The 26,011-nt window shown below is 73.0% G+C and carries 22 protein-coding genes and 1 pseudogene; 10 read left to right on the forward strand and 13 right to left on the reverse strand.

What is annotated here, in order from left to right; genetic code table 11:
• Position 1: 1 nt before the first annotated feature.
• Entirely contained in the window at positions 2-640 is a 639-nt protein-coding gene (locus OG580_RS24495; RefSeq protein ID WP_267045815.1) for a GNAT family N-acetyltransferase, read from the reverse strand.
• A 131-nt stretch (positions 641-771) separates the two neighbouring features.
• Here OG580_RS24495 and lon point away from each other — a divergent pair, with 131 nt between their 5' ends.
• Together lon and OG580_RS24505 are read left to right on the forward strand one after the other, a co-directional pair.
• Entirely contained in the window at positions 772-3,183 is a 2,412-nt protein-coding gene (gene lon, locus OG580_RS24500; RefSeq protein WP_267045816.1) for an endopeptidase La, read from the forward strand.
• 236 nt (positions 3,184-3,419) lie between these two features.
• Positions 3,420-4,055, forward strand: a complete 636-nt coding sequence (locus tag OG580_RS24505; protein WP_267045817.1) for a DUF4240 domain-containing protein — start codon at positions 3,420-3,422, stop codon at positions 4,053-4,055.
• Here the strand turns inward: OG580_RS24505 and OG580_RS24510 are convergent.
• Entirely contained in the window at positions 4,052-4,936 is an 885-nt protein-coding gene (locus OG580_RS24510; protein WP_267045818.1) for a lytic polysaccharide monooxygenase, read from the reverse strand. The genes OG580_RS24505 and OG580_RS24510 overlap by 4 nt on opposite strands.
• A gap of 268 nt (positions 4,937-5,204) precedes the next feature.
• Positions 5,205-6,035 carry a lysozyme gene (locus OG580_RS24515; RefSeq protein WP_267045819.1) on the reverse strand — a complete coding sequence of 277 codons (831 nt, stop codon included), beginning with the start codon at positions 6,033-6,035 and terminating at the stop codon, positions 5,205-5,207.
• Positions 6,036-6,266: 231 nt separating this feature from the next.
• Here OG580_RS24515 and OG580_RS24520 point away from each other — a divergent pair, with 231 nt between their 5' ends.
• Positions 6,267-6,749, forward strand: a complete 483-nt coding sequence (locus OG580_RS24520; RefSeq protein WP_267045820.1) for a MarR family winged helix-turn-helix transcriptional regulator — start codon at positions 6,267-6,269, stop codon at positions 6,747-6,749.
• Positions 6,750-6,869: 120 nt separating this feature from the next.
• On the opposite strand, the gene OG580_RS24525 is transcribed toward OG580_RS24520, so the two are convergent.
• Positions 6,870-7,652, reverse strand: coding sequence for a protein phosphatase 2C domain-containing protein (locus tag OG580_RS24525; RefSeq protein WP_267045821.1), 783 nt, complete (start codon positions 7,650-7,652; stop codon positions 6,870-6,872).
• A gap of 359 nt (positions 7,653-8,011) precedes the next feature.
• Here OG580_RS24525 and OG580_RS24530 point away from each other — a divergent pair, with 359 nt between their 5' ends.
• From OG580_RS24530 to OG580_RS24555, 6 genes are all read left to right on the forward strand, one after another.
• On the forward strand, positions 8,012-11,038 hold the full coding sequence (locus OG580_RS24530; protein WP_267045822.1) for a nitrate- and nitrite sensing domain-containing protein: 3,027 nt from the start codon (positions 8,012-8,014) through the stop codon (positions 11,036-11,038).
• Positions 11,035-11,526, forward strand: a complete 492-nt coding sequence (locus tag OG580_RS24535) for a roadblock/LC7 domain-containing protein (RefSeq protein ID WP_267045823.1) — start codon at positions 11,035-11,037, stop codon at positions 11,524-11,526. Before OG580_RS24530 ends, OG580_RS24535 begins: the two co-directional genes overlap by 4 nt.
• Complete coding sequence (locus OG580_RS24540; protein WP_267045824.1) at positions 11,523-11,957, forward strand: DUF742 domain-containing protein; 435 nt, start codon at positions 11,523-11,525, stop codon at positions 11,955-11,957. The genes OG580_RS24535 and OG580_RS24540 overlap by 4 nt, the downstream gene beginning before the upstream one ends.
• A complete protein-coding gene (locus tag OG580_RS24545) occupies positions 11,938-12,633 on the forward strand; it encodes an ATP/GTP-binding protein (protein WP_267045825.1) in 696 nt (231 codons plus the stop codon). The genes OG580_RS24540 and OG580_RS24545 overlap by 20 nt, the downstream gene beginning before the upstream one ends.
• Positions 12,634-12,673: 40 nt before the next feature.
• Positions 12,674-13,909 carry a styrene monooxygenase/indole monooxygenase family protein gene (locus OG580_RS24550; RefSeq protein ID WP_267045826.1) on the forward strand — a complete coding sequence of 412 codons (1,236 nt, stop codon included), beginning with the start codon at positions 12,674-12,676 and terminating at the stop codon, positions 13,907-13,909.
• A gap of 104 nt (positions 13,910-14,013) precedes the next feature.
• Entirely contained in the window at positions 14,014-14,544 is a 531-nt protein-coding gene (locus tag OG580_RS24555; protein WP_267045827.1) for a DUF6584 family protein, read from the forward strand.
• Between the two features lie 284 nt (positions 14,545-14,828).
• On the opposite strand, the pseudogene OG580_RS24560 reads toward OG580_RS24555, so the two are convergent.
• The 5 genes and pseudogenes from OG580_RS24560 to OG580_RS24580 form a co-directional block, all read right to left on the reverse strand.
• A pseudogene (locus OG580_RS24560) lies at positions 14,829-15,740 on the reverse strand (MFS transporter); the annotation flags it as partial.
• A gap of 94 nt (positions 15,741-15,834) precedes the next feature.
• On the reverse strand, positions 15,835-17,262 hold the full coding sequence (locus OG580_RS24565; RefSeq protein ID WP_267045828.1) for an NlpC/P60 family protein: 1,428 nt from the start codon (positions 17,260-17,262) through the stop codon (positions 15,835-15,837).
• A gap of 74 nt (positions 17,263-17,336) precedes the next feature.
• Positions 17,337-17,651, reverse strand: coding sequence for a hypothetical protein (locus OG580_RS24570; protein WP_267045829.1), 315 nt, complete (start codon positions 17,649-17,651; stop codon positions 17,337-17,339).
• Between the two features lie 27 nt (positions 17,652-17,678).
• A complete protein-coding gene (locus OG580_RS24575; RefSeq protein WP_267045830.1) occupies positions 17,679-18,401 on the reverse strand; it encodes a TetR/AcrR family transcriptional regulator in 723 nt (240 codons plus the stop codon).
• 171 nt (positions 18,402-18,572) lie between these two features.
• Positions 18,573-19,508 carry a diiron oxygenase gene (locus OG580_RS24580; protein ID WP_267045831.1) on the reverse strand — a complete coding sequence of 312 codons (936 nt, stop codon included), beginning with the start codon at positions 19,506-19,508 and terminating at the stop codon, positions 18,573-18,575.
• A 191-nt stretch (positions 19,509-19,699) separates the two neighbouring features.
• On the opposite strand from OG580_RS24580, the gene OG580_RS24585 reads away from it, so the two are divergent.
• Entirely contained in the window at positions 19,700-20,830 is a 1,131-nt protein-coding gene (locus tag OG580_RS24585; protein WP_267045832.1) for a ferritin-like domain-containing protein, read from the forward strand.
• Between the two features lie 128 nt (positions 20,831-20,958).
• Here OG580_RS24585 and OG580_RS24590 read toward each other — a convergent pair whose 3' ends face one another.
• The 4 genes from OG580_RS24590 to OG580_RS24605 all read right to left on the reverse strand — a co-directional run bounded on the left by OG580_RS24590 (position 20,959) and on the right by OG580_RS24605 (position 25,981).
• Complete coding sequence (locus OG580_RS24590; protein ID WP_267045833.1) at positions 20,959-22,434, reverse strand: penicillin-binding transpeptidase domain-containing protein; 1,476 nt, start codon at positions 22,432-22,434, stop codon at positions 20,959-20,961.
• Positions 22,431-23,810 carry an FtsW/RodA/SpoVE family cell cycle protein gene (locus OG580_RS24595; RefSeq protein ID WP_267045834.1) on the reverse strand — a complete coding sequence of 460 codons (1,380 nt, stop codon included), beginning with the start codon at positions 23,808-23,810 and terminating at the stop codon, positions 22,431-22,433. The genes OG580_RS24590 and OG580_RS24595 overlap by 4 nt, the downstream gene beginning before the upstream one ends.
• Positions 23,811-23,891: 81 nt before the next feature.
• On the reverse strand, positions 23,892-25,214 hold the full coding sequence (locus tag OG580_RS24600) for a HAMP domain-containing sensor histidine kinase (RefSeq protein ID WP_267045835.1): 1,323 nt from the start codon (positions 25,212-25,214) through the stop codon (positions 23,892-23,894).
• Positions 25,211-25,981 (reverse strand): hypothetical protein, encoded by a 771-nt coding sequence (locus OG580_RS24605; RefSeq protein WP_267045836.1) that lies wholly within the window; start codon positions 25,979-25,981, stop codon positions 25,211-25,213. Before OG580_RS24605 ends, OG580_RS24600 begins: the two co-directional genes overlap by 4 nt.
• Between the last annotated feature and the right edge of the window lie 30 nt (positions 25,982-26,011).

Raw genomic sequence — 26,011 nt, forward strand, 5'->3', positions numbered from 1 at the left:
GTCAGGTTCCCGACCGGACGATCCCGGTGACGGGCCCGCGGTAGCGCCAGTCCAGGGAGTCGTACAGCGCGAGGCCGTCCGTGGTCGCGGCCAGCACCCCGGTCTCGGCGCCCGCCTGCGCGGCGGCGGCCTCCAGGGTGCGCATGACGTTCGCGCCGAGGCCGCGCCGCCGGTGCGCGGGGTCGGTCTCGATCTGGTCGGCGACGGCCGTGGAACCGGTCGGGGCGATCTGGCCGCGCGCGGCGAGGGCGCCGTCCGGGGCGAGGACGCGGACCCGGATGACCCCGTCCCGTACCTCGGTCGTCCGCGCGTATCCCTCCGGCGGCGCGGGCCGGACGGCCGGGTCCAGGGGCTTGACCATCATGAAGCCCGGGTCGTCGGGGACCGTCCACCCCTCGGTGATCCACGGCGCCACCTCCTCCGGCGTGGCCATCACCTTGAGCCAGCTGTACGGCTCGGTGAGCCGGGCGCAGAGCGCGCCGACGGAGGCCGCGTCCGGGGCGGGCAGCACATGGCGTACGACGTGCCGGGGCAGTCCGACGTCGATCCGGTAGCCCCAGGGCTCGGCGACGGGGGGCGGGGTGTCCCGGGAGACGGCCCAGCCGGCCACCCAAGCAGAAGTAATAGCTGAGATATCCATGCAGTCATTACATCTGCCGTTCATGACCCGGCGGGAGGGTGATCGCTCAGAGCGAACGGCCCGAGGGGAACATTCCTGGGCTCACGTGCATTGAGTCCGTACAGCTCAACTTGAGTGCCGAAGGGGAGATCATGGCTTCTGAGTCCAAGGCGTCCGCGCCGCTCACCCTGCCTGTGCTGCCGCTCGACGACGAGGTCGTGCTGCCCGGGATGGTGGTGCCGCTGGACCTGTCCGACAACGACGTACGGGCCGCCGTCGAGGCCGCCCAGGCCGCCGCGCGCAACGGCACCGGCAAGCCGCGGGTGCTGCTCGTGCCCCGCGTCGACGGGACCTACGCCGCGACCGGCGTCCTCGGCACCGTCGAGCAGGTCGGACGGCTGTCCGACGGCGACCCCGGCGCGCTGATCCGCGGCCGCGACCGCGTGCGCATCGGCGCCGGTACGACCGGACCCGGCGGTGCCCTCTGGGTCGAGGGCACCGCCGTCGAGGAGGCCCTGCCCGACCCGCTGCCCGGCTCCGTGACCGAGCTGGTCAGGGAGTACAAGGCGCTGGCCACCAGCTGGCTCAAGAAGCGCGGCGCCTGGCAGGTCGTCGACCGTGTCCAGCAGATCGACGGCGTCGGCGCCCTCGCCGACAACTCCGGCTACTCGCCCTTCCTCACCGTCGAGCAGAAGGTCGAGCTCCTGGAGACCGCCGACCCGGTCGCCCGCCTCAGGCTCGCCACCGCCCAGCTCCGCGAGCACCTCGCCGAGCAGGACGTCGCCGAGACCATCGCCAAGGACGTCCAGGAGGGCGTCGACAAGCAGCAGCGCGAGTTCCTCCTCCGCCGCCAGCTCGAAGCCGTCCGCAAGGAACTCCGCGAGCTGGGCGGCGAGAGCGAGGGCGACGAGACCGACGACTACCGCGCCCGCGTCGAGGCCGCCGACCTGCCCGAGAAGGTCCGCGAGGCGGCCCTCAAGGAGGTCGACAAACTGGAGCGGTCCAGCGACCAGTCCCCGGAGGGCTCCTGGATCCGCACCTGGCTCGACACCGTCCTCGAACTGCCCTGGAGCGAGCGCACCGAGGACCAGTACGACATCCCGGGCGCCCAGGCGATCCTCGACGCCGAACACGCGGGCCTCGAGGACGTGAAGGAGCGCATCACCGAGTACCTCGCCGTGCGCAAGCGCCGCGCCGAGCGCGGCCTCGGCGTCGTCGGCGGCCGCCGCGGCGGAGCCGTCCTCGCCCTCGTCGGCCCGCCCGGCGTCGGCAAGACCTCGCTCGGCGAGTCCGTCGCCCACGCCATGGGCCGGAAGTTCGTCCGCGTCGCCCTCGGCGGCGTCCGCGACGAGGCCGAGATCCGCGGCCACCGGCGGACCTACGTCGGAGCCCTGCCCGGCCGGATCGTCCGGGCGATCAAGGAGGCCGGGTCCATGAACCCCGTGGTCCTCCTCGACGAGATCGACAAGGTCGGCTCCGACTTCCGGGGCGACCCGGCGGCGGCCCTCCTCGAAGTCCTCGACCCCGCCCAGAACCACACCTTCCGTGACCACTACCTGGAGGTCGAACTCGACCTCTCCGACGTCGTCTTCCTCGCCACCGCCAACGTGCTCGAAGCCATCCCGGAGGCCTTGCTCGACCGCATGGAGCTGGTCAGGCTCGACGGGTACACCGAGGACGAGAAGGTCGTCATCGCCCGCGACCACCTGCTCCCGCGCCAGCTGGAGCGGGCCGGCCTGGAGCCGGGCGAGGTCGTCCTGGAGGACGCCTCCCTGCGGAAGCTCGCAGGGGAGTACACCCGGGAGGCGGGCGTCCGCACCCTGGAGCGGGCCGTCGCACGGCTGCTCCGCAAGGTCACGGCCCAGCACGAACTGGGCGGCCGCGAGCTGCCGTTCACGGTCACCCCGGAGGACCTGCGGGACCTGATCGGACGGCCGCACCACGTACCGGAGTCGGCGCAGGACCCGGCGGAGCGGCGTACGGCGGTGCCGGGCGTCGCCACCGGACTCGCGGTCACCGGCGCGGGCGGTGACGTCCTCTTCGTGGAGGCGTCCCTCGCCGACCCGGAGACCGGCGCGGCCGGCCTGACCCTCACCGGCCAGCTGGGCGACGTGATGAAGGAGTCCGCGCAGATCGCGCTCTCCTTCCTCCGCTCGCACGGCGCGGAGCTGGAACTGCCCGTCACCGGCCTCAAGGACCGGGGCGTGCACATCCACTTCCCGGCGGGTTCGGTCCCGAAGGACGGACCGAGCGCGGGCGTCACGATGACGACCGCCCTCGCCTCCCTCCTGAGCGGCCGGCTGGTCCGTACGGACGTGGCCATGACCGGCGAGGTCTCCCTCACCGGCCGGGTCCTCCCGATCGGCGGTGTGAAGCAGAAGCTGCTCGCGGCGCACCGGGCGGGCATCACGACGGTCGTGATCCCCAAGCGGAACGAGGCCGACCTGGACGACGTCCCGGCCGAGATCCTGGAGAAGCTGGAGGTCCACCCCGTGACGGACGTCCGGCAGGTCCTGGAGATCGCGCTGGCACCGGCGGCGGTGCGGGTGGGCGTGGCCGCGTAACTCCCCGGGGCGGCGAGCGGGGTGTCCTGATCGGGGACACCCCGCTCCGGCGTGCCCGGACCCGTGCCCGGAGCGGTACCCGGATCCGTACCCGATGTCCGTGCCTGGATCCGTACCCGGATCCGTGCCGATGTCCGTGCCTGATGCCCGTGCCTGATGCCCGTGTCGCCCGTGCCGGACGTCCGCGTCCGAATGTCCTTACCCGGATGTCAGAGAAGGCTGGCATCCTCGTACGCATGAACGAAGACGCCTTCTGGGCTCTCATCGACGAGTTGAGCCGCCGCCCCGGTGACCGGGACGAGCGGCTGGAGTGGCTGCGGGCGGAGCTGACACGGCGTCCGGAGACCGAGAGCGTGGCGTTCCAGGTACGGCTCGAGGCGGCCTGCGACGCGGCCGCGACCCGCGCGGTCTGGTCCGCCGCTAACCGCGTCGAGGGCGGCGACTGCACGGACGACGGCCTCCACTACTTCACGCTCTGGCTGGTGGGCCAGGGGCGGAAGGTGTACGACTCGGTCGTCGCCGACCCGGACGCCCTGGCCGACGTGGCCGGGATCCGGGCCCTCGTGGGGCGCCACCGCGACGAGTGGGCCGACTGCGAGTGGCCCGAGTGGGAGGAGCTCGACTACGTCGCCCAGGACGTGTTCGACGAGCTGACCGGCCAGGAGGACGACGAGGGGGAGGCGTTCCTCGACGCCGTCGAGGAGGCCGAGGAGGAGCTCGCTGACGAGCTCGACGACGAGTTCGGCGAAGGGCGCGGCGAGGAGTTCGCGGAGGAGTGGGAAGAGGGTGGCGAGCTCCAGGGAGCCCGGCCGGAGGGGGTGGCCCTACCCCGGCTCACCGCCCTCTTCCCGCTCGGGCCGTCCGGCTCCTAGGAGGCGGACGGGTTCCGGCGCCGGCCCAGGAGCAGCGTGCCCGCCGCGAAGGCGGCGAGGGCGCCCGCGCCCGCGAGGGCCAGGGGGAGCGGCGAGGCGGGGGTCCCGGCGGTCTCGGCGGAGAGCGCCGGGGCCTGCTCGTCGCCGCCGTGGCCCGCGTGGCTCACGGTGGAGAGGTCGGCGCCCGCCTCGATCTTCGCCTCGGTCGGGGCCTGGGCCGTCACCTGGGTCTGCGTCGCCGCCGCACCGCCGAAGGTGACGTCCGAGCAGCTGTAGAAGGCCTCGGGGCTGTCGTTGCGCTGCCACACCTTGTAGACGATGTGGCGGCCGGTGCGGGCCGGCAGGGTGCCCGTGAAGTTGTAGTAGCCGTCGGTCGCGGTGCGGGTGGTGTTGTAGACGGCGACCGGGGTCGTGTCCAGGTCGGACCACTTCAGGGGCTGCGTCGGGTCGAAGCCCGCCTTGGTGATGTAGACGGTCATCGTGCCCGAGTGGGCCGCCGTCACCCGGACCTTGAAGTCGAAGGAGCCCGCGGCGACCGCCGTCGCCGGCCAGTCGGTGCGCGCCCAGTCCAGCGCGCGGTACTTGGCGCGGTTCGCCGAGCAGAGCCTGCCGTCCGGGATGAGGGCCTGGTGCTGCCCGTCGGCGTTGGCGATGTTGACCTCGTTCCAGTCGTAGAGCGGCTGGGTGCCGGAGTCGGCGACGAGGTCCTTGCACACCTGCGACTTGGGCGTCTCGGGGCCCTCGGCGTAACAGGCGGCCACCCGGCTCACGGGGTTGAAGACGGCGCCGTGGGCACCGGCCGTGGCGGGGGTGAGGCCGACGAGGGCGGCGGCGGACAGGGCCGAGGCGGCGACGGCGGACGTGCGGCGGTACGAGGGCATGCGGGGGCTCTCTCTCGTGCGTGGGGGAGGACGGAACGAGCAACGCGCGCTGGGTGCCCGGAAGTTGAATTCCGGGCGACCGCCGTAGAGCGTCGCATTGGTCCATACCAATGGGCAAGGGGGGCGCGGGGAAAAAGCCCGAGCGGCTCCCCGGGGTGCCGCACACCCGAAGAGCCGCCGTCGTACGAGGAGAGTGAAGAAGGCCAGGTCGGACCGGGTCGGACCAGGCCGCAGTGGGGCGGGCCGGGTCGGACGGGGGTGGGCCGGGTCAGCCGTTGGCGAGCGCCTGGACGCGTGAGAGGTCGCCGTTGAAGTGGTTGTGGTCGCCGACCGTGGGGCCGGAGGAGGTGTACTGCCACATCGTGTAGTACAGCCAGCCGGCCGGGAGTTCGCCGACCTCGGAGGCGTACCGCGCGATCCACAGCGGGTTGGTGGAGGCGAAGCCCCCGTAGTTGCCGGTGCACTGCTTCCACCAGCTCGTCGCCGTGTAGATGACGGGGTCCCGCCCGGTCCGGTACTTGTACCGGTTCACGAAGTCCCGGATCCAGGTGACCATCCCGGACTGGGTCTTGCCGTAGCAGGTCGCGCCGTACGGGTTCCACTCGATGTCGAGGACGCCCGGCAGGGTCTTGCCGTCCTTCGACCAGCCGCCGCCGTTGTTGACGAAGTAGTCGGCCTGGGCCGTGCCGGTCGTCGTGTCGGGGGTGGCGAAGTGGTACGTGCCCCGGATCATGCCGACGTTGTACGAGCCGTTGTACTGCTGCGTGAAGTAGGTGTTCTTGTAGTACGTGCCTTCCGTCGCCTTGACGTAGGCCCACTTGACCCCGCTGTTCCACAGGGTGGACCAGGCGACGTTGCCCTGATGGCCGGAGACGTCCACGCCCTCCGTCTGGGTGGCCAGGGTCGAGACGTCGCCGGGGGCGGCGCCGCGGCCGTCGTGCTTGAGGACGCCCATGCCCATGGAGGCGGTCCCTCGGGCGGGCACCTGCCGGGCACCCGGATCCTGGGCGGCACCGGCGGGGCCGGCGAGGGGGAGGAGGAGGGCCAGGGCCGCGAGGGCGACGCCGGCGAGGGTCGTTCCGGATCTGTGCACACGCATTGCGTGCCTCCGAAAGTCTCGGTGGGGGAGAAGTCGACAGGTCCTGGTGTGGACATGTCAGAGGCGACGCTACGCACGTAGACCCGTCCGGCGGAAGGGGGTCTGGATACCGCCGTTGGTCTACGCCTGCGAAACTCTGGAGGAGCTGCGGCGATGGCCGCGGCGGGGGGAAACTTTCAGCGGCCGGAGAATCGCCGGGTGTCCGCCGGAGAGCGTTCGGGAGGTGCTGACGTGCACGGAAGCGGTACGGGAAGTGAGGGCCGGGCCGTTCCGCCCGCCGGGGTGGATGCGGAATTCCTCGCCCTCGAACGCGAACTGGCGGTCTTCCTTCGGCGCGCCCGCGCCCAGTCCGGCGAGATGGCCCGCGAGGTCCACCCCGAACTGGAGCCCGCCGCCTACGGACTCTTCGTACGGCTGGAGGACGCCGGCCCCCAGCGGGCCACCGAACTCGCCGGGTACTTCGGCGTCGGCAAGGCCACCATGAGCCGCCAGCTGCGGGCGCTCGAGATGCTCGGGCTCGTCGTCCGCGACCCCGACCCCGCCGACGGGCGCGCCTCGCTGGTGCGGCTCACGGAGGAGGGCCGGGTCCGCTTCCGGCACGTTCGGGGCGCCCGGCGCGAGCGGTACGTCCGCAAACTCGCCGACTGGGACCGCGCCGAGGTCGCCGAACTGGCGAGGCTCCTCCACCACTTCAACGTGCGCTCCGAGGGCTGAGCCCCGCGCCGCCCACGACCTCCGCGCCGCTCACGGCCTCCGCGCCGACCGCAGCCCCCGCGCCACCCACGACCCCCGCGCCACCCACGACTTCCGCGCCGCCCGCAGCCCCCGCGCCGCTCACAGCTCCGCGTAGACCGCCGTCGCGTCGTCGTGGAGCTTCCAGCGGCGCGCCCCGCCCGCCCGCGCGTCCGCCGTCTCCAGCGCCCTGACCCGTCGCAGCAGGCCCGACGGGCCCTCCTCGCGCAGGACGCCGAAGCAGGCCGTCCAGTCGCCCGCGCCGAACAGCTCCACCCAGCGGCTCGCCCCGTCCGTGAGCGCCGCCAGCGCCCGTACCTCCGCGCGCGGGGTCGTCCCCGTCACCGCCCGCTCCGCGACCGCCGGGTCGGCCGCCGCCGTGAAGAAGCCGCCCTCCCGGTTCCGCAGTCGGTCCGTGGCCTCCAGGGAGCGCAGGATCTCGTCCGGCACCCGGTCGAGCCGGTCGTCGAGCACCGCCCGGACCGTCCCGTCCGGCGCCTCCAGGAGGAGGGCGGAGTCGGAGAGGACGAGATGTTCGACCGCGGCCTCGTCCCAGCGGGCCAGCACCACGGTCGCTTGGGGCGTACGTACGTGAGAAAGGTCACAGGTGTCCCGGTGGGCGTCCGCGGTGCGCCGGATTGCCCGCGCCAGGATCTCGGAGAGGGGCATGTCCGGGCGGGAAGCGGACAGTTCGGTCAAAGCTCCGCCGAGGCGAGCGGTGAACCAGGGCACGGTGTGCACACAACCGTCATCACCGGCGGGTGGTGTGACGCCGTCGAGGACGACGACCGTTCCCCCGGTGCCCGAGGCGGGCAGAGCTGCGGCTGCCCAGTCCTCGTTGGGGCGTTCGGGTCTGCCGGGGAGCGTGGTGACGTCGCTGCGCATGTCGTCCAGTGTGCCCGGCCCACCACGCTCCTTCACGGCGTCTCCAAACGGCCGGAAATGGCCTGTACCAACCCGCCGGGGGTGGTTCCGGAGGCGGAATGGAGAGCTCCGTCGAGCTGCGGGCGGGCATCCTGCCAAAGCCCGAGCGGAAGATCCAACCGGCGGTCAGCGGAGGCTCGCGGGCCCCACCCCGGGGAGTTGTTCGCCAACTCATGAGTGTTGTTCACTCGTTCGGGTGGCGGAGCGGTCGATGCGCGCCCCCTTCGCAGAAGCGCTGGAATGGTCGGAAGCCGTACCAGGGGTGGGGGCGCTCCACGTGACCGGTCGTCACCTCTGCTTTATGGGCGGACGAGTCAAGGATGCGAGCACCGGTGGAGAAGAAGCGGCCTCGGAGCAAGAACGGCGCGCGGAGCCAGACCCCCGGTGCAGAGCCGACCCCGGTCGGCACCGGAGCGGCGCTTCCCGCGCAGCCCCCCGCCGGCCGCGCCAAGCGCGTACGTAACCGACTGGTCGCCGGTGTCGCCCTCGTCGGCGTGACCGTGCTCGCCGCCGGAGCCCCCGCGATCCTCGCCGCCTCCGCCGACCTCACCGACTCCCAGCGCCTGGTCACCCTCGCCGAGCTGGACCGGCAGGCCGTCACCCTCGCGCACTCTCTCGCCGACGAGCGCGACGAGGTCGTCGCGTACATCGCCGCGGGCCGCGACGGCCAGACCGGCGACGCCGAGGACAGGCGTCAGATCACCGACACCCGGTCCACCCGGGTCGACCGCCAGATCGACGAGATCCGGCCCGCCGCGGCCGCCGAGCTCCGCCGCGACCTCGCCGGCGTCCCCTCCATCCGCCGCACCGCCCTCACCGGCAAGGGCACGGCCCTGGAGGCCCACAAGGCGTACTCGGACGTCATCGCCAAACTCCAGGCGCTCGCCGACGAACTCGCCGAGCAGACCCCGGCCCGCGCCGCCGACACCGCGCTCACCGAGGCCACCCGCGCCCCCGCCGCCCTCGGCCGCGCCGTCGAGCAGGCCTCCGCCGCGCGCGGGCTGCTCCTCGCCGCGCTCGCCGTACCGCAGCCCGAGCCCACCGGGGACGTCCACTACGACCCCGAGACCGACACCTACGTCCCCGACGTACCCGAGGGCGCCGACGAGGCCCAGCGGGCCCGTGACGCCCTCACCGCCGCCGCCCAGCAGGCCCGCGTCCGCGAACTCGCCGCCCTCGGCGACTTCGACCAGGCCGCCGGTGCCGCCGCCCGCGACTCGCTCGCCGCCACCGTCGCCGGACCCGACGTCAAGAGCGCCGAGCGCTCGCTCGCCATCCTCACCGACCAGCCCCGGCTGACCGAGGCCGAGCGGCGGACCGACCCGGCCGCCCTGGAAGCGGCGCTGTCCGCCCGCGTCGAGCAGATGCGCGGCGTCGAGTCCGCCCTCGCCGCCGAGCGGGTCGAACGCCTCGGCGCGCTCAGGGACGACGACGTCACCGCCCTCGAAGTGCGCATCGCCTTCCTCGGCGGCTGCCTCCTCGTCGCGATCGGCATCTCCACGTACGTCGCCCGCTCCCTCACGCGGCCGCTCGCCGTGCTCCGTATCGGCGCCGCACGGCTCGCCGGGGCGCCCGAGCCGCACACCGAGGAGCCGGTCCGCTTCACCGGCCGCAACGACGAGTTCGCCCAGGTCGTCCGCTCGCTCAACACCCTGCACGGCAAGCTCCACGGCCTCGCGGCCCGCAGCGAGCGGCTCACCGGCGAGCACGCGGACCTCGCTGCCGCCAAGGAGGTCCTCAGCGCGGAGATCGCCACCCAGCGCGCCGAACTCCAGGGCCGGGTCGCACTCCTCACCGCCGACCTGGAACGCCTCCGCGGCACCGTCCATCACACCTTCGTCAACCTCTCGCTGCGCAGCCTCGGGCTCGTCGAGCGCCAGCTCGGCGTCATCGAGAAGCTGGAGGAGCGCGAGCAGGACCCGGACCGCCTCGCGACGCTCTTCAAGCTCGACCACCTGGCGACGGTCATGCGCCGCCACAGCGAGAACCTCCTCGTCCTCGCCGGCCACGAGCACGTCCACGGCCACGCGGGTCCCGTCCCGCTCGTCGACGTGCTGCGCGCCGCCGTCAGCGAGATCGAGCGGTACGAGCGGGTCACCATCCAGTCCCTGCCGCCGCACGCCCAGATCGCCGGCTTCGCCGCGGACGACCTGAGCCACCTGATCGCGGAACTCCTGGAGAACGCCACCTCGTTCTCGCCGCCCGACGCGGAGGTCCAGCTCTCCGGCTGGCTCCTGGAGACCGGCGAGGTGATGCTCTCCGTCCAGGACGCGGGCATCGGCATGACCGACTCCCGGCTCACCGAGCTCAACGCGCGCCTCACCGAGGCCGACCCGGACGCCTTCGAGGGCGAGGGGCTCGGGATGCGGGTGACCGCCCTGCTCGCCGCCCGCCACGGCGTCCGCGTCCAGCTGCGCGAGCAGAAGCCGGGCGGTATCGCGGCCGTCGTGGTCCTGCCGCTGCCCCTGCTGCCCACGACCCCTCCGACGGCCGTGTCGCCGCCGGTACGGGTGGCGGGCGCGGCTCCCACGCTCCACCTGCCCGGCTCGGCGGCGGAGGCCAACTCCAACACCCTGCCGTCCCGGACCCGGGACCCGCTGGTGGAGGCCGCGGAACGCGCGTTCCTCGCGGCGGAGGCGGAGAAGGCGGCGACGGCAGGAGCGACGCCGGGGGCGGAAGCGACCGGCGCCCAGGCCCGGCCCGAGGCCCCGGCCCCGGAGCCCGAGCCTCAGCAGCAGGACGAGCACGAGCCCGCACCCGAGCAGTCGTACGAGCCCGAGCCCACGCCCGCGTACGAGCCCACGCCCGCGTACGAGCCCACGCCCGCGTACGAGCCCACGCCCGCGTACGAGCCCGAGCAGTCGTACGAGCCCGCGACGCAGGCCACCGCGCCCGCCGCCCCCTTCGCGGAGTCCGTCTCCGAGACCACGCTCCAGGTCCGGCTGCCCGACCCGCCGCCGGAGCCGGACAGCCACGAGCGCGCCGCAGACGAGGACACCGTCACCGGCGACCACGTCGCGCCCCCGGCCCCGACCGCCCCCGAGCCGGACTCCGGCCTGCCGGTGCCCGGACCCCGCCCCGCCCAGTGGGAGCGGGTCACCGACAAGGGCCTTCCCAAGCGCACCCCGCAGGTGGTCCGCCAGCCCGGCGCCGCCACCACCCCCCGTAAGGGCGGCGTGGACGCCGAGGCCCTGCGCCGCCGGCTCGGCGGCTTCCACCAGGGCGCCAAGGCCGGACGCCGTGACGTGGAGGCGGAGATGGAGAGGGACCCGGCGCGGATAGACGCCGTAAGGCCTGCACGGACAGAGGAGATGACGGGGGACACAGTCGAGGAGGCACGCAGTTGACTGCGACGGGAACGTTCGGACTGAGCACGGAGGCCCGCAACCTGCAATGGCTGCTGGGCAATCTCGTGGAGGAGGTACCGGGAGTCCGCTCGGTCACCGTCGTCTCCTCCGACGGGTTGATGCTGCTCTCGTCCGACCCGGCCGCCCAGCAGGCCACGACGGCCGCCGCCGACGCCGGCCGTCCCGACGGGCCGCGCGGCTCCAGCGCCGACCTGGCCACCATCGTCTCGGGCATCGGCAGCCTCACCATCGGCGCGGCCCGGCTGATGGACGGCGGCGGGGTCAAGCAGACCATGGTGGCGATGGAGGAGGGCAGCGTCTTCGTCATGTCGATCAGCGACGGCTCGCTGCTCGGCGTGCACGCCACCCCCGACTGCGACATGAGCGTCGTGGCGTACCACATGGCGCTCTTCGTGGGCCGCGCCGGACACGTACTCACCCCCGAAGTCCGCAGTGAGCTGCGCAAATCGTTGGAGAGCCCCCAGTGACGTCTGCGACCGCGTCCGCGTACCCCGCCTTTCACGGCCACAAGCTGCCGGTACGGGGAGACGGACGGCGCCCCTCGCGCGTACGCCCGTACTCGCTGACCGGCGGCCGTACCCGCTTCGGCCACGTCCTGCTCGTCGAGACCTTCGTGGCCGCGCTCGAAGCGGCGCCCGCCCGCAAGGTCCTGACGGACGGCGGGCCCGCCGCCCGCGGTCTGATGCCGGAGATGCGGGCCATCGTCGAGATCTGCCGCCGGATGCGGACGGTCGCGGAGATCTCGGCGCTCCTGAAGATGCCGTTGGGGGTCGTCCGGGTGCTGCTCAGCGACCTGGCCGACCAGGGAAAGATCCGTGTGTACGGGACCGGTCACGGCACCGGCCAGCCCGACCGCGCGCTCCTCGAAAGGGTGCTGAGTGGACTCCGTCGTCTCTGACGCCACCGCTGTCTCCGAATCACCGGTGGGATCTCCGGCGGCCGCCGGTATCCCCGCCCAGGCGCGGGCAGCGGATCCCCTGCTCGATACCGAGGACGGCGACCAGGACTGGCAGCTCGACCACACCAGGGCCCCGATCGCGACGAAGATCGTGGTCGCGGGCGGCTTCGGCGTCGGCAAGACCACCTTCGTCCGCGCGGTCTCGGAGATCACCCCGCTCCAGACCGAGGCGCTGATGACCCGGGCGAGCGAGGACACCGACGACCTCACGTCCACGCCGGACAAGCTCACCACCACGGTGGCGATGGACTTCGGCCGGATCACCCTCGACAACGACCTCGTGCTGTACGTCTTCGGTACGCCGGGACAGCAGCGCTTCTGGTTCATGTGGGACGACCTGGTGCGCGGGGCGATCGGGGCGGTCGTGCTCGCCGACACGCGCCGGCTGACCGACTGCTTCCCGGCCCTGGACTACTTCGAGAGCTGCGGCCTCCCGTACATCGTGGCCGTCAACCATTTCGAGGGCACCGAGCGCTTCGAGCCGGAGGACGTCAGGGAGGCCCTGACCGTCTCCCCGGACGTACCCGTGGTGATCATGGACGCGCGCAAGCGCTACAGCGTCGTCGAGACCCTGCTCTCCATGGTCGCGCACGCGCTCGAAGCCACCCCCGAATAGTTCACACGAGCAGTCCTCACAGTCGCCAGGAGCACCACCCATGCGGAAGATACTCATAGTCGGCGCCGGTCAGTCCGGTCTGCAGCTCGCCCTCGGACTGCAGACGCAGGGGTACGAGGTCACCCTCATGTCGAACCGGACGGCGGACGAGATCCGCGCCGGCAGGGTCATGTCCACCCAGTGCATGTTCGACACGGCCCTCCAGCACGAGCGGGACCTCGGCCTCAACTTCTGGGAGTCCCAGGCTCCCCGGACCGAGGGCCTCGGCGTCTCCGTCGCCGCCCCCGACTCGAGCCGCGCGATCGACTGGGTCGGCAAGCTGGACGGTTACGCCCAGTCCGTCGACCAGCGCGTGAAGATGGCCGGCTGGATGGAGACCTTCGCCCAGCGCGGCGGCCAGCTCGTCATCCACGGCGTGGCCGTGGGCGACCTGGACTACTTCTCCCGCAACTACGACCTGGTGCTGGTCGCGGCGGGCAAGGGCGAGCTGGTCTCCATGTTCGGCCGGGACGTGTCCCGTTCGCCGTACGCGGAGCCGCAGCGGGCGCTTGCCGTGGCGTACGTCCACGGGCTCGGTCCGCGTCCGGAGCACCCGGAGTTCGACGCGGTCCGCTGCAACCTGGTCCCGGGCGTCGGCGAGCTCTTCGTGATGCCGACCCTGACGACCGGCGGCCGCGCCGACATCCTCTTCTGGGAGGGCGTCCCCGGCGGCCCGCTCGACGTCTTCCAGGGCGTCAAGGACCCCTCGGAGCACCTGGCGCTGACGCTGGGCCTGATGGAGAAGTTCACGCCCTGGGAGTACGCGCGGGCCACCAAGGTCGAGCTGACCGACGCGGGCGGCACCCTCGCCGGCCGGTACGCGCCGACCGTCCGCAACCCGATCGGCCGGCTGCCCGGCGGCGGCCTCGTCCTCGGTGTCGCCGACGTCGTCGTCGCCAACGACCCGATCACCGGACAGGGCTCCAACTCGGCGGCCAAGTGCGCCGCCGCGTACCTGGCGGCCATCGTCGAGCACGGCGACAAGCCCTTCGACGAGGCCTGGATGCAGGCCACCTTCGACCGCTACTGGGACACGGCGCAGCACGTCACCAAGTGGACGAACGCGATGCTGGGCGTCCCGCCGGAGCACGTCCTCAACCTGATCGGCGCGGCGGGTGGGCTCCAGCCGGTCGCCGACCGCTTCGCGAACGGCTTCAACGACCCGTCCGACTTCGAGAACTTCTTCTTCGACCCGGAGAAGACGTCCGCGTACCTGGCCGAGGTCGCCGGCGCCTGACGGCGTGAACCGGCCGGGTCGATCCGGTCGGGTCGATCCGGTCGGGTCGATCCGGTCGGCGAAATCCGTTCGAGACACCGCACCAGGGTGTTCGACAATGAGGCATGCCCCTGTCGAACACCCTGGACCGCGTGGACGCGGACCTTGCCGCCGGCCGTGTGCCGATGGCGCGCCAGCGCCTGCGCGGCCTCGTCTCGTCCTACCCGTACGACCTGACCCTCCGCCGCCGCCTGGCCGAGGTGTACCGGATGTACGGCGACGCGGCGGAGGCCGGGCGCTGGATGTACCTCGAAGAGGACCGGGACGCCGAGGAGACCGCCGCCTTCGAGCAGCGGTACGGGTCTCCCGGGTGGCGGATGAAGGCCCTCGCGTGGCGCGGCCCCGAGGCGTTGGCCGCCTCGGCCGTGGCCGAGGAGCGGCTGGTGGCGGTGCGGACGGCCTGCGCCGAGGAGCTGGGACACCCGGTCGACTGGGACGACCCGGCTTCCTACGACGAGGAGGCCGCCGAGGCGTACGGGGGCGGCCCCGACGGGTCGTGGACGCTCAGCGGTGTGCTCGCGGGCGTCGGCTGCGGTGTGGGGGTCATCGGCTTCGTGACGGTCTGGGTGCTGGGCGTCATCTCGCTCTTCGACTGAGCGACCCCCGGACGCGCGGCCTCCGCCCGGCGGACCGCGAGCGGGGTCAGCAGGCCGGTGAGCGCGAAGAGGGCGCCGACGACGAACCAGCCGGGGCGGCCCCAGGTGATGCAGAGGGCGATGAGGAGTCCGGGGCCGAGGGCCTCGGAGAGGCCCGCGCCCAGGCCGAAGACGCCGAGGTACTGGCCGGTGGCGTGCGGCGGGGCGAGGGCGAAGGACACCTCGAAGCCGCCCGCGGAGTGCCACAGTTCGCCGACCGTGTGGACCACCACGGCGGTCAGGAGCAGGACGACGGCCGCCCATGCCGGGACCCCCGCGGAGAGCGAGACCAGACCGCACGAGGCCAGGAAGGCGGCTCCGGCGCGACGGTAGGCGCGGCCGCCCGCCCGGGGTGAGTCGATGCCGCGGCTCGCCCTGACCTGGAGTGCGACGACGAGGACCGTGTTGGCGAGCATCGCGCCCGAGACCAGCCAGTGCGGGGCGGTGGTGGACCCGACCAGCCAGAGCGGGATCGCGACGGTGAGCACCTTGAACTGGATGGCCATGACGCCGTCGAGCGCGGTGAGCAGCAGGTACGGCCGGTCCCGCAGCGCGATCCAGCGGGGTCCTGCGGCGGCGGGCGCGGGTGCGACGGGCGGCAGGAGGAGCAGGACGGCCGCCGCGGCGGCGAACGCGAGCGCGTTGCCGACGACCAGGATCCGGTACGCGTCGAGGGTGCCGACCTGGACGGCCCAGCCCGCGAGCAGCGCTCCGAGCGAGATCCCGACGTTGGTCACGGCCCGCAGATAGGAGCGGAACTCCTGCGGCCGGTCCCCTCCGTAGTGCCGGATCAGCGGCGCGCGGGCGGCGAGCCCGGCCGCCTTGGCTCCGGTGGCCGTCGAGACGGCGAGGACGAACGGCCAGAAGCCGTCCGCGAGGACGAAGCCCGCCGTGGCCACCGCCTGGACGAGCAGTGTCGCCGCGTAGACGGAGCGGGCTCCGTGCCGGTCCGCGAGATGGCCGACGGCGATCCCCACGGCCAGCGAGAGGAGCCCGGCGATGCCGAGTCCGAGACCCACGGTGGCGGCGGGCAGGTGCACGGCCTGGGTGAAGTACAGGAGCCCGGCGGTCAGGAAGAGGCCGCTGCCGACGGTGTAGACGAAGTTCGAGGCGGCGAGGGTGCGTTGGGGTCCGGTGTCCGGCAGCAGTTCGGGCATGGCGGGGCTCCGAGTCCAGACGGAGGGATGTAAGGACCCGTAAAGCTTTGCGCTTATTACGTTCGAGGGCAAGGGGCCTACGGGGAGCGGGAGTTCACGAGCGGTCGTACCCCTCGTCCTCGCCGTCCTTCGCCCCCGCCGGCAGCGTCGGCGGCGCGTACGCGTCCAGGGCCTCCCCGCCCGGATCGGGCCGGACGGCCCCGAGCAGCGGGTTCGCCGCGACGGGGGAGACCTTCACCTTCCCGCCGGGCCGCGGCGCCTGCACCACCAGGCCCTCGCCGAGGTAGAGCGCCACATGCGTGGCGCCCGGGAAGTAGATCACCAGGTCACCCGGGCGGAGCTCGGACAGTGACACCCGGGGCAGCGTCGCCCACTGCTCCTGACTCGTCCGGGGGATCTCCCGCCCCGCCGCCGCCCAGGCGCTCTGGGTCAGCCCCGAGCAGTCGTACGACTCCGGGCCCTCGGCCCCCCACACGTACGGCTTGCCGATCTGGCCCACCGCGAAGCGCAGCGCCTCCGCGCCCGCCCGGGACGGGGTGCGGAGGCCGTTCAGGACGCCGGAGTCGAGGAGTTCGCGCTGCGCGCCGGCCGTCTGGACGCGCTCCAGTTCGGTGAGCCGGGTGAGTTGCTCGGGGGAGAGGGACGCGAGCAGCTTCTCCACCTCGCGCAGCTTCGCCGTCACCTCGTCCCGTCGCGTGCGCTGCGTGGCGGCGAGGGTCTGTTGCCGGTCGAGCGCCTTGCGGGACGCGGTCGCGAGCGTGTCGGCCTGCCGCGCGGCCCCTTCGAGCCGTGACACGGTGCCGGCCCGGTCCCGGGCCGCCCGGGCCAGCAGATGCCCCTGCTCCATGGCCGACTGCGGGTCCTCCGCGAAGAGCATCCGGAGGTACGAGGGGAGCTCCGTCCTGCCCTGGTACTGCTCCCTGGCGAGCCGCCCGGCCTCGGCCCGGCTCCGGTCGAGCGAGGTGCGGGCGGCGGTGAGCCGGGCCGTGACCTTCTTGGTGTCGGCGGCCTGGACCTTGAGCGCCTCCTCGACGGAGTTGAACCGCTCGGTGGCCTCCTCGGCCTGCCGGTAGAGCGTGCGCAGCCGGGTGAGCAGCGCGGCGACGGAGTCGCCCCCGGGCGGCGGAAGCGCGGCGGCGTCGTCGTCGGGGGGGAGGGGGGCGGTGGGGTCGACGGGGTCGGCCAAGAGGTCGGCCAAGGGGTCGACCGGATCGACCGGATCGACCGGATCGGCGACTCCGACGGTCGGGTCGGTCGGGTCGGTGGGATCGGCCAGGCCGGCCAGGTCGACCGGATCGGCCGGGTCGGTGGAACCGGCCGTGGTCTCCGGGGTGACCGTCGCCGACGGGTCCACCGGGCCGACCGGTTCCGCCGCCGGGTCCGCCCAGGCGATCGGGGCCTCCACCGGCGGGTCCACGGGCGGGTCGGACGGTCCCGCGCCCGCCGCGGGCACCACCCCCGCGAGGGCCGTCGCCGCGGCCAGTGCCCCCGTGCAGACCGTGCGCAGCAGCCTTCGCGACACGTCACCACCTCCACGGGGATGATGACGTGTCACTTCATCCGATTACCGTACGAATCGGGGCGCGTCCGGTGTGCTCACCCGTTCGGCTCAGCGCCCTTGGGCCCCGTCCCACCGCTCGCCCCGCCGCTCGGCTTGGACCACGGCCACTTCAGCTCGCGCCGCTCACGCCCCTCGGGGGCGTACTCGTAGACCCAGCCGCGCTGGAGGCGGAGCCGTTTCGTGTACCCCGCGGGCTCGCGCCGGTACGCGTACAGGGCCGGTGGGCGTCCGTCGCGGGCGGGGACCGGCACCTCGTACCACTTCGGCGGGTGGCCGGTCGGGCCGAGCAGGATCGGCAGGACCCGGCCGTCGAGGGGGCCGCCACGGAAGGACGTGTTCTCGCTTCTCACCCCTCCAGTCTCTCCCGGCTCCCCGGTTCACAGCAGATGGGCCGCCTCGCCCACCACCGGCAGCACCCTGCGGGCGAGCGTCGCCACCGGCCCCTCGGGCGTCTCCTGGGCGAGGAGTCGCTTCACGACCGCGGCCGTCTCCTCGTCGCTCGCCGTGGTCGCCGCGAGGAGGGCGACGAGATGGTCGACCAGCCACTCCCGCAGCTCGCGCGCCGGGGGCTGCTTCTCCTCGTCGAGCCAGATGAGCGAGGCCGCCTCCACGGCCGCGATCCACGTCCGGACCATCATGGCGAGCCGGGGGCCGGGCCGCTCCGCCCCGAGGTGGACGAGGATCTGCTCGGCGGCGGCCCGCCGCACCTCGTCCACGATCGCGGTGGTCCGGGACGTCTCGGCGACGCTGCCGCCCCGCAGCAGGGCGCTGAACCCGGCGTCGTGCTCGTCGACGAAGGTCAGATAGCGGTCGAGCACCCGGCCGAGCCGCTCCGTGGGGGGACCGACCGGAGGCTCGGCGAAGCAGTGGTTCAGGGCGTCGGCCGAGGAGCGCAGGGCGGCCTCGTACAGCTGCTGCTTTCCGCCGGGGAAGTAGCGGTAGACGAGGGGCCGCGAGACGCCGGCCGCCTCGGCGACGTCGTCGAGCGAGACGTCGTCGGGTGTCCGGTGGGCGAAGAGCCCCAGGGCGGCGTCGATGAGCTGCCCGCGCCGCTGCTCGACACTGAGCCTGCGGTACGCGGGCGTGGCGGCACTCGTCATGCTCCGCAGCGTAACCGGGGAACGCGGCGGCCAGGCGGGGGTGTCCCGAACCGGCTCCTGTAAGGCCGGTCGGCGAGTCGACCGGTCGGGCCAGGCAGCCAGCCAGACAGGCGGCCCGTCAGGCGGCCCGTCAGGCGGCCCGTCAGGCGGCCCGTCAGTCGGTCAGGCCGGTCACGCCAGCAGTCCCGAGGACCGCCAGAGCCGCCGCCCCGCCCCGCGCAGCACGCCGATGTCGTCGAGGAAGTCCGTCAGCCGCTTGGCGCCGGACTGCATGACCTCCCGCCGGTGCCCGCTCGCCCTCACCTGGGCGACGGCCTCGCGCCGGTCCAGGCCCACGGCCTCGTACACCTTCGGGTTCACGAAGCAGGTGGAGAAGACCCGGGCCGCCTCGCCGCAGCTCAGCCGGGTGAACTCCTGCTCCCAGCGCGGGGCGGTCACCATCTGGCGGCGCAGCTCCTCGCGGGCGTACCGGACGTGGCGGGCCTCCTCGACCACATGGATCCGGGTCACCCCGCGGACGAGGGTCTGCACCCGCTCGTCCGGGAAGGTCAGCCGCTGCATCCAGTCGAGGATCTCCTCCCCGAGCAGGGTGGAGGCGAACGAACCGGGGGTGGTGGAGACGGTCTTCAGGACGCGCGCGAGGTTGTGGTACATCCGCGGGACCGGGTACGCGGGGGTGCCGCCGCGCTGGATCAGTCGGGCGAACATCATCGAGTGCCGGCACTCGTCGGCGATCTCGGTGAGTGCGTACCGGACGTGATGGCTGGTCAGGGACTTGTCGTAGATGTGCCGCACGAGCAGCTGCATCAGGATGATCTCGAACCAGATCCCGAGCGAGGCGAGCGAGGCCGCCTCGTGCCGTGAGAGCGCGATCCGCTGCTCCTCGGACATCCGGCGCCACAGCGGGGTGTCGTAGAGGGAGAGGAGCTCCGGCGGCCAGAACCACTTGCCGTCCTCGAAGGGGGAGTCCCAGTCGAGCTCGGTGTCCGGGTCGTGCGCGTGCTTGCGGGAGGACTCCAGGAGCCGCTCGGCGACCTGTTCACGGTCGCGCAGCGGCCCCAGGGCGTCCCGGAGGAGGCTGAAGTCGGGCTCGGTGAAGGGGGTCATGGTGGGGGCACCTCGCTGCGCTCGCCGTCGCGTTACCGGGGGTCACTCTTATCAGACTGCCCGTCAGCAGTGCCGTCAATCCCTCGTGCGCGACTTGTTGACGATCCGTCTACCGCCGTGTGAACTGACGGTGGACTCGTCATGGGAATCGCACCACGGGAACGGCCATCCGACCCCCGAAGGAGGCGTCAGTGTCGACGCGCGACCTCTACACCACGGCCCCGCCCACCCTCGCCTGGCAGGTGCCGGCCACCGGCGCCGCCCGCTTCACCTGGGAATACGACATGGAGGCCGTCGGCAGCGAGCGCCTCCTCGCCCTCTACCAGAAGGGCAAGGACAAGCAGTGGGACGGCGCCACCCGGATCGACTGGTCCCTGGAGGTCGACCCGTACGACCCGCTCGGCACCCCCGACGAGGTCCTGAACCTCTACGGCACCCGCCACTGGGCGAAGATGACCGAGAAGGACAAGGGCGAGCTGCGCCGGCACTACACCTCCTGGCAGTTCAGCCAGTTCCTCCACGGTGAGCAGGGCGCCATGATCTGCGCCGCCCGGATCGTCGAGTCCGTCCCCGACCTGGACGCCAAGTTCTACTCGGCCACCCAGACCATGGACGAGGCCCGGCACGCCGAGATCTACGGCCGCTTCCTCCAGGAGAAGATCGGGATGCTCTACCCGATCAACGACAACCTCAAGGGCCTGCTCGACGACACCCTGCGGGACTCCCGCTGGGACATGCCCTACCTCGGCATGCAGGTCCTCATCGAGGGGCTCGCCCTCGCCGCCTTCGGCATGATCCGCGACACCACCGACAAGCCGCTGCCCAAGCAGATCCTCGCGTACGTGATGCAGGACGAGGCCCGGCACGTGGCCTTCGGGCGGATGGCCCTGCGCGACTACTACCGGCAGCTGTCGGACGCGGAGCTCCGCGAGCGCGAGGAGTTCGTCATCGAGGGCTGCTACCTGATGCGCGACCGGCTGCGCGGCGTCGAGGTCCTGGAGAACTTCGGCATCCCGAGGAAGGAGGCCGAGGAGCTGAGCGAGCAGAGCGAGTTCCTGCACCTCTTCCGCAAGCTCCTCTTCAGCCGGATCGTGCCCTGCGTCAAGGACATCGGCCTCTGGGGCGAACGCCTCCAGAAGGCCTATCTGGACATGGGCGTCTTCGACCTCGGCGACTCCAACCTGGACCTGCTGATGACCCAGGACGAGGAGATCGCGGAGCGCCTCGACGCGGAGCGCTTCGCGGCGGAGGAGCGGGCGCGGGTGGCGGAGGTGGAGCGCGCGATCGCCGAGGGCGCGGGGGACGGGGAAGCGGCGGAATAGGGCCGGTCGGGGAGCCCGCTGAGCGGGGGTGCCCGGGGAAGCGGCGGAATGGGGCTGCCGGGAGCAGCGGAACGCGGGGTGCCCGGGGAAGCCGCGGAACACGGGCGGTCGGGCAGGCGCGTCCCGGGCTACCTCCGAGCCTCCGCCTCCAGCCGCAGCGCCTCCGTCATCACGGCCCTCGCGATCGGGGCCGCGCTGCCGCCCCCGCTGATGTCCGTACGGGACGCCTCCGCGTCCTCGACGACGACCGCCACCGCGACCGCCGGCTGGGCGGTGTCCTCCGCCTGCGCCCAGGCGATGAACCAGGCGTACGGGGTGCCCGTGTTGCCGAAGCCGTGCTGCGCGGTGCCGGTCTTGCCGCCGACACGTGCCCCCGGGATCGCCGCGTTCGTCCCCGTCCCCTCCTCTACCGCCTTCACCATCAGCTGCTGCAGCCGGAGCGCCGTCGAGGGGTTCATCGCCTGCCGGTAGCTGCGGCGTCCCGTGCGGTCCACCGTCGTCCCGCCGGAGGTCGTGGCGCGGTCGACGAGGTACGGCCGGGCGATCTCCCCGTTGTTGGCCACGGCCGCCGCGACCATCGCCATCTGGAGCGGGGTCGCCGTCGTGTCGAACTGCCCGATCGAGGAGAGCGCCAGCTGGTCCGGGCTCATCTCCCGGTCGAAGTTGGACTTCGCGACCCAGGACGGCACCCGGAGACCGGTGTCGTTGAAGCCGAACCGCTCCACCGCCTCGACCATCCCGGTCAGCCCGACCTCCACCCCGAGCCCGGCCATCACGGTGTTGCACGACCACTGGATCGCGTACGCGAGGGACGCGTCCCCGCACCCCCGCGCCTCGTTCGGCAGCACCTGGCGGGTGCCGGGCAGCACGAACGGGTCCGGGGTGTCCGTCGGCGCGTCCACGTCCCGTACCACCCCCGCGTCCAGGGCTGCCGCGGCCGTCACGATCTTGAAGGTGGAGCCGGGCGGGTACGTCTGGCGCAGGGCCCGGTTCAGCATCGGTTGGTTCGGCGAGGAGTTCAGCCGTTTCCACGCGTCCTTGACCGGCTTGCCCGTCCCGGCGAGGACCCCGGGGTCGTACGAGGGCGAGCTGACGAGCGCCAGGATGCGGCCGCTGGACGGCTCGACCGCGACGACCGCGCCCCGCTTCCCGTCGAGCCCCCGGTAGGCCGCCTCCTGCATCGGGGCGCGGACCGTCGTCAGGACGTCGCCGCCCGGCTGCCGGCCCCGGGTGAGGTCGTTCCAGAGGGGCAGCGGCGCGAGCATCGGGTCGGTGCCCGCGAGGACCGCGTCCTCGGCGTGCTCGACGAGCGTCGTGCCGTACGTCTGGGAGGCGTAGCCGGTCACCGGCGCGTACAACGGCCCCTGCCGGTAGGTCCGTTCCCAGCGCAGCTGCTGTCCGCTGTCCCGGGAGCCGGTCACCGGCTTCCCGTCGACGACGATCTCGCCGCGCGGCTCCGCGTACCGCTCGATGGAGATCCGCCGGTTGGCCGGGTTGTCGTCGAGCTCCTCGGCCTCGAAGACCATGACACGGGCCGCGTTGACGAGCAGCGCGACCAGGAGGACGAGGCAGAGGGCGGCGGCCCGCCGGATGTACCGGATCACGGGGCGTCCTCCCTGACCGGGGCGAGCGTCCCGGTGTCGGCGGATTCCGGCTGCGGCGCGCGGGCCGAGTCGCTGACCCGGATGAGGAGCGCCACGATCACCCAGTTGGTGACCACCGAGGAACCGCCCTGGGCCAGGAACGGCATCGCCATGCCGGTGAGCGGGATCAGCCCCATCACCCCGCCCGCGATCACGAAGACCTGGAGCGCCACGATCGAGGCGAGCCCGATCGCGAGCAGCCGCCCGAAGGGGTCGCGCAGGGAGAGGCCGGCGCGGTAGCCGCGGGCGACGAGGAGCGCGTACAGGAGGAAGAGCGCGGTGAGGCCGACGAGCCCCAGTTCCTCGCCCGCCGTCGCCAGGATGAAGTCCGACTTCACGGCGAAGCCGATGAGGACGGAATGGCCGAGACCGAGCCCCGTGCCGAGCATCCCGCCGGCGGCGAAGGCGAAGAGCGACTGGGCGAGCTGCCCCGGTCCCTCGCCCGCCCGGATCGAGGCGAAGGGGTCGAGCCAGTCCTCCACCCTGCTGTGCACGTGGGGTTCGAGCGAGCCGACGAGGAAGGCTCCGGCGGAGGCCAGGACGAGCCCGACGGCGATCCAGCCGGTCCGGCCGGTCGCCACGTACAGCATGATCACGAAGAGGCCGAAGAAGAGCAGCGAGGTGCCGAGGTCGCGCTCCAGGACGAGGACGCCGACGCTCAGCAGCCAGATCGCCACGATCGGCCCGAGCACCCGGCCCGTGGGGAACTGGAACTTCCAGATCCGGCGGCCGGTGTACGCGAGGGCGTTGCGGTTGGCGGAGAGGTACGCGGCGAAGAAGACCGCGAGCAGGATCTTGGCGAACTCGCCGGGCTGGAAGGAGAGCCCGCCGAGCCTGATCCAGATCTTGGCGCCGTTCACGGCGGGGAAGAAGATCGGCAGGATCATCAGGGCGAGCGCGGCGGCCACGGAGACGTACGCGTACCCCTGGAGCGTGCGGTGGTCGCGCAGCAGCAGGACGACCGCGATGAAGAGCGCGACCCCGAGCGTCGACCAGACGAGCTGCGTCGCCGCCGCCTGGTCGTTCGGCGTCTCCAGGTCGAGCCGGTAGATCAGTACGAGGCCGAGCCCGTTGAGCAGGACGGCGATCGGCAGCAGCAGCGGATCGGCGTACGGGGCGCGGAAGCGGACCGCGAGGTGGGCGACGAGCGCGAGCAGCCCGAGGCCGGCGCCGTAGCGGGCGGCGTCCGGCGGCACGGCGCCGCTGCGGGCGAGGCCGACCGCGGCGTAGCCGTAGACGGAGATGAGGACGGCGCAGACGAGGAGGGAGAGTTCCACGCCGCGGCGCTTCGGGAGGCGTACCCCGGGCGGGGGAGCGTCCGAGCGCGGTGTGGTCATGGTCCGCAACGTAGCAAGCGGTATGCCCTATGTCCCTTTTGTGTGACGGTGTGCCGTGTGGTGCCGTTCAGTCCTCCGGCGTCAGTCCTCCGGTACGGAGTCGGCGAGGCTCACGTATTCGGGCAGCCGCAACCGGGCGACGGCGCCCCCGGCTTCCGCGCTGACAGAGTCGGCGTCGGCGTTCGCGAACTCCGCGCTGTCGGCGTCGGCGTTCGTGAACACCAGCTCCGCGCCGATCACCTCCGCCTGCCCCACGGCGATCGTCAGCCCGAGCCCGTGCCCCTTGCCCCCGCTCTCGGTGCGGAAGCGCTGCGGCCCCGACTCCAGCAGGTACCCGGGATAGCCGGGGCCGTGGTCCCGTACGGTCACCGTCGGCCCGTCCACCGTCACGGTCACCGGAGGGGCCCCGTGCTTGTGGGCGTTGGCGACCAGATTGCCGAGCACCCGCTCCAGGCGCCGCCGGTCCGTCTCCACCGTGGCGTCCCGGACGACCCGTACCTCCGTCTCCGTGCCCGAGGCGCGCACCACCCGCTCGGCGAGCGGGCCGAGCTCGTGCACCGCCAGGTCCACGGTCTCGTTGCGGGCGTCGAGCCGGGAGATCTCCAGGAGGTCCTCGGTGAGGTCCCGCATCGCCTTCACCCGGTCCTGGACGAGTTCCGAGGGCCGTCCGTCCGGCAGCAGTTCGGCCGCGGCCGAGAGCCCGGTGAGCGGGGTCCGCAGCTCGTGCGCCACGTCGGCGGTGAACCGCTGCTCGCTCTGCAGCTTGCGCTGGAGCGAGGAGGCCATCGTGTCGAGCGCCCCGGAGACCGTCGCGACCTCGTCCTGGGGGCGTGAGGGGTCCCCGGTACGGGGGTCGTCGACGCGCGCGTCGAGGTCGCCGGCGCTGATCCGGCGGGCCACCTGCGCGGTGAGGTGCAGCCGGCGCGTGACCCGGGTGACGGCGAAGGCGCCGACGGCCAGGGTCACCCCGATCGCGAGGACGGAGGAGCCGAGGATCGACCTGTCGAGCGCGTCGATGGTCTCGGCGCTCTGCGTGTAGTCGACGTGTACGGCGAGGGCGCGGCCGTCCGCCGGGCCCGCCGCCCACATCGTCGGCCGGCCCTCGTGTTCGGCGACCATCGTGCCGCGCTCCCCCCGGGCGGCGAGCGCCCGCAGCGAGGCGGGCAGCCCCTTCGGGTCGATGCCGGAGAACCGGGGGAGCGGCTCGCCCGCCTCGTAGAGCCGGCTGACCTCGGTGAGCCGTGTGAGGGCCTTCTCCCGGGAGTCGTGCACGGTCTGGCCTGCCACCGAGACGTGGACGAGGACGCCGAGCAGCGCGGCGAGGGCGCAGCACATGACGGTGATGAAGACCGCGGCCTTCCAGGTGAGGGTCGCCGTCCAGGCGGGCAGCCGGGGCGCTCTCACGGGGCCGGTTCCACGGGGAGGGGGACGGGCGCGGGCACCGGCGCCGGTCCGGGAGGCGTGGGCGTCGGACTCACGAGGCGGGGCGCGGGCACGGTCGATGCCCCGGGGGGCTTCACACGGACGATCTCGTCCCGGGTGGGCAGCATGCTGTGCTGCCCCTCGTCCCAGGACCACGCCGTGCGGTACTCGTACCCGGGGATGCCCGCCGAGGCGACCCGCATGATGAGGTCACGGCCGGCCAGCTCGACGCTGATGACCTGGTCGACCGTGGACATGATCCGGGTGAGCCCGCCGTTCTCGGCGAGGTAGACCCGCACCCCGACCTGCTGGTCGGGCATCCGGATGCCGACGATCAGCTCGTCACGGCCGTTGCCGGTGAGGTCGCGGTAGTACGGCCGCAGGACGGGGCAGGCGCCGGGCTTCGCGGTGCACGCCTCGATCGCCCGGGCGGTCTCCTCGTAGAGGCCGTCCGCGCCGGAGTACGTGTCGGGGTGCGCCCGCACCTCGGCGAGGACGACGGTGGCGGGGGCGACGCGACGGACGTCGTTGTCCGGGAGCGCCACGCCGGGGACGCGCTGGGTGTCCGACTCGCCGTAGTCGATCGGCGGATCGGTGGCGGGCGGCAGGTCGGGCCAGAGCCGGACGGGCCCGACGGCGGTGGGCGTCGGCCCGGCGCTCTTGAGCTCGCCCTCGCCACCGCAACCGGTGAGCAGGAGGGCGCCGAGCACGCCGAGGACGGCGGCGAGCTGCACGCAGTGCGGTCTCACGCGGCTCCTCGGGGCGGACGGCGGCACGAT

The sequence above is a fragment of the Streptomyces sp. NBC_00094 genome, from assembly GCF_026343125.1.
GTDB lineage: Bacteria > Actinomycetota > Actinomycetes > Streptomycetales > Streptomycetaceae > Streptomyces.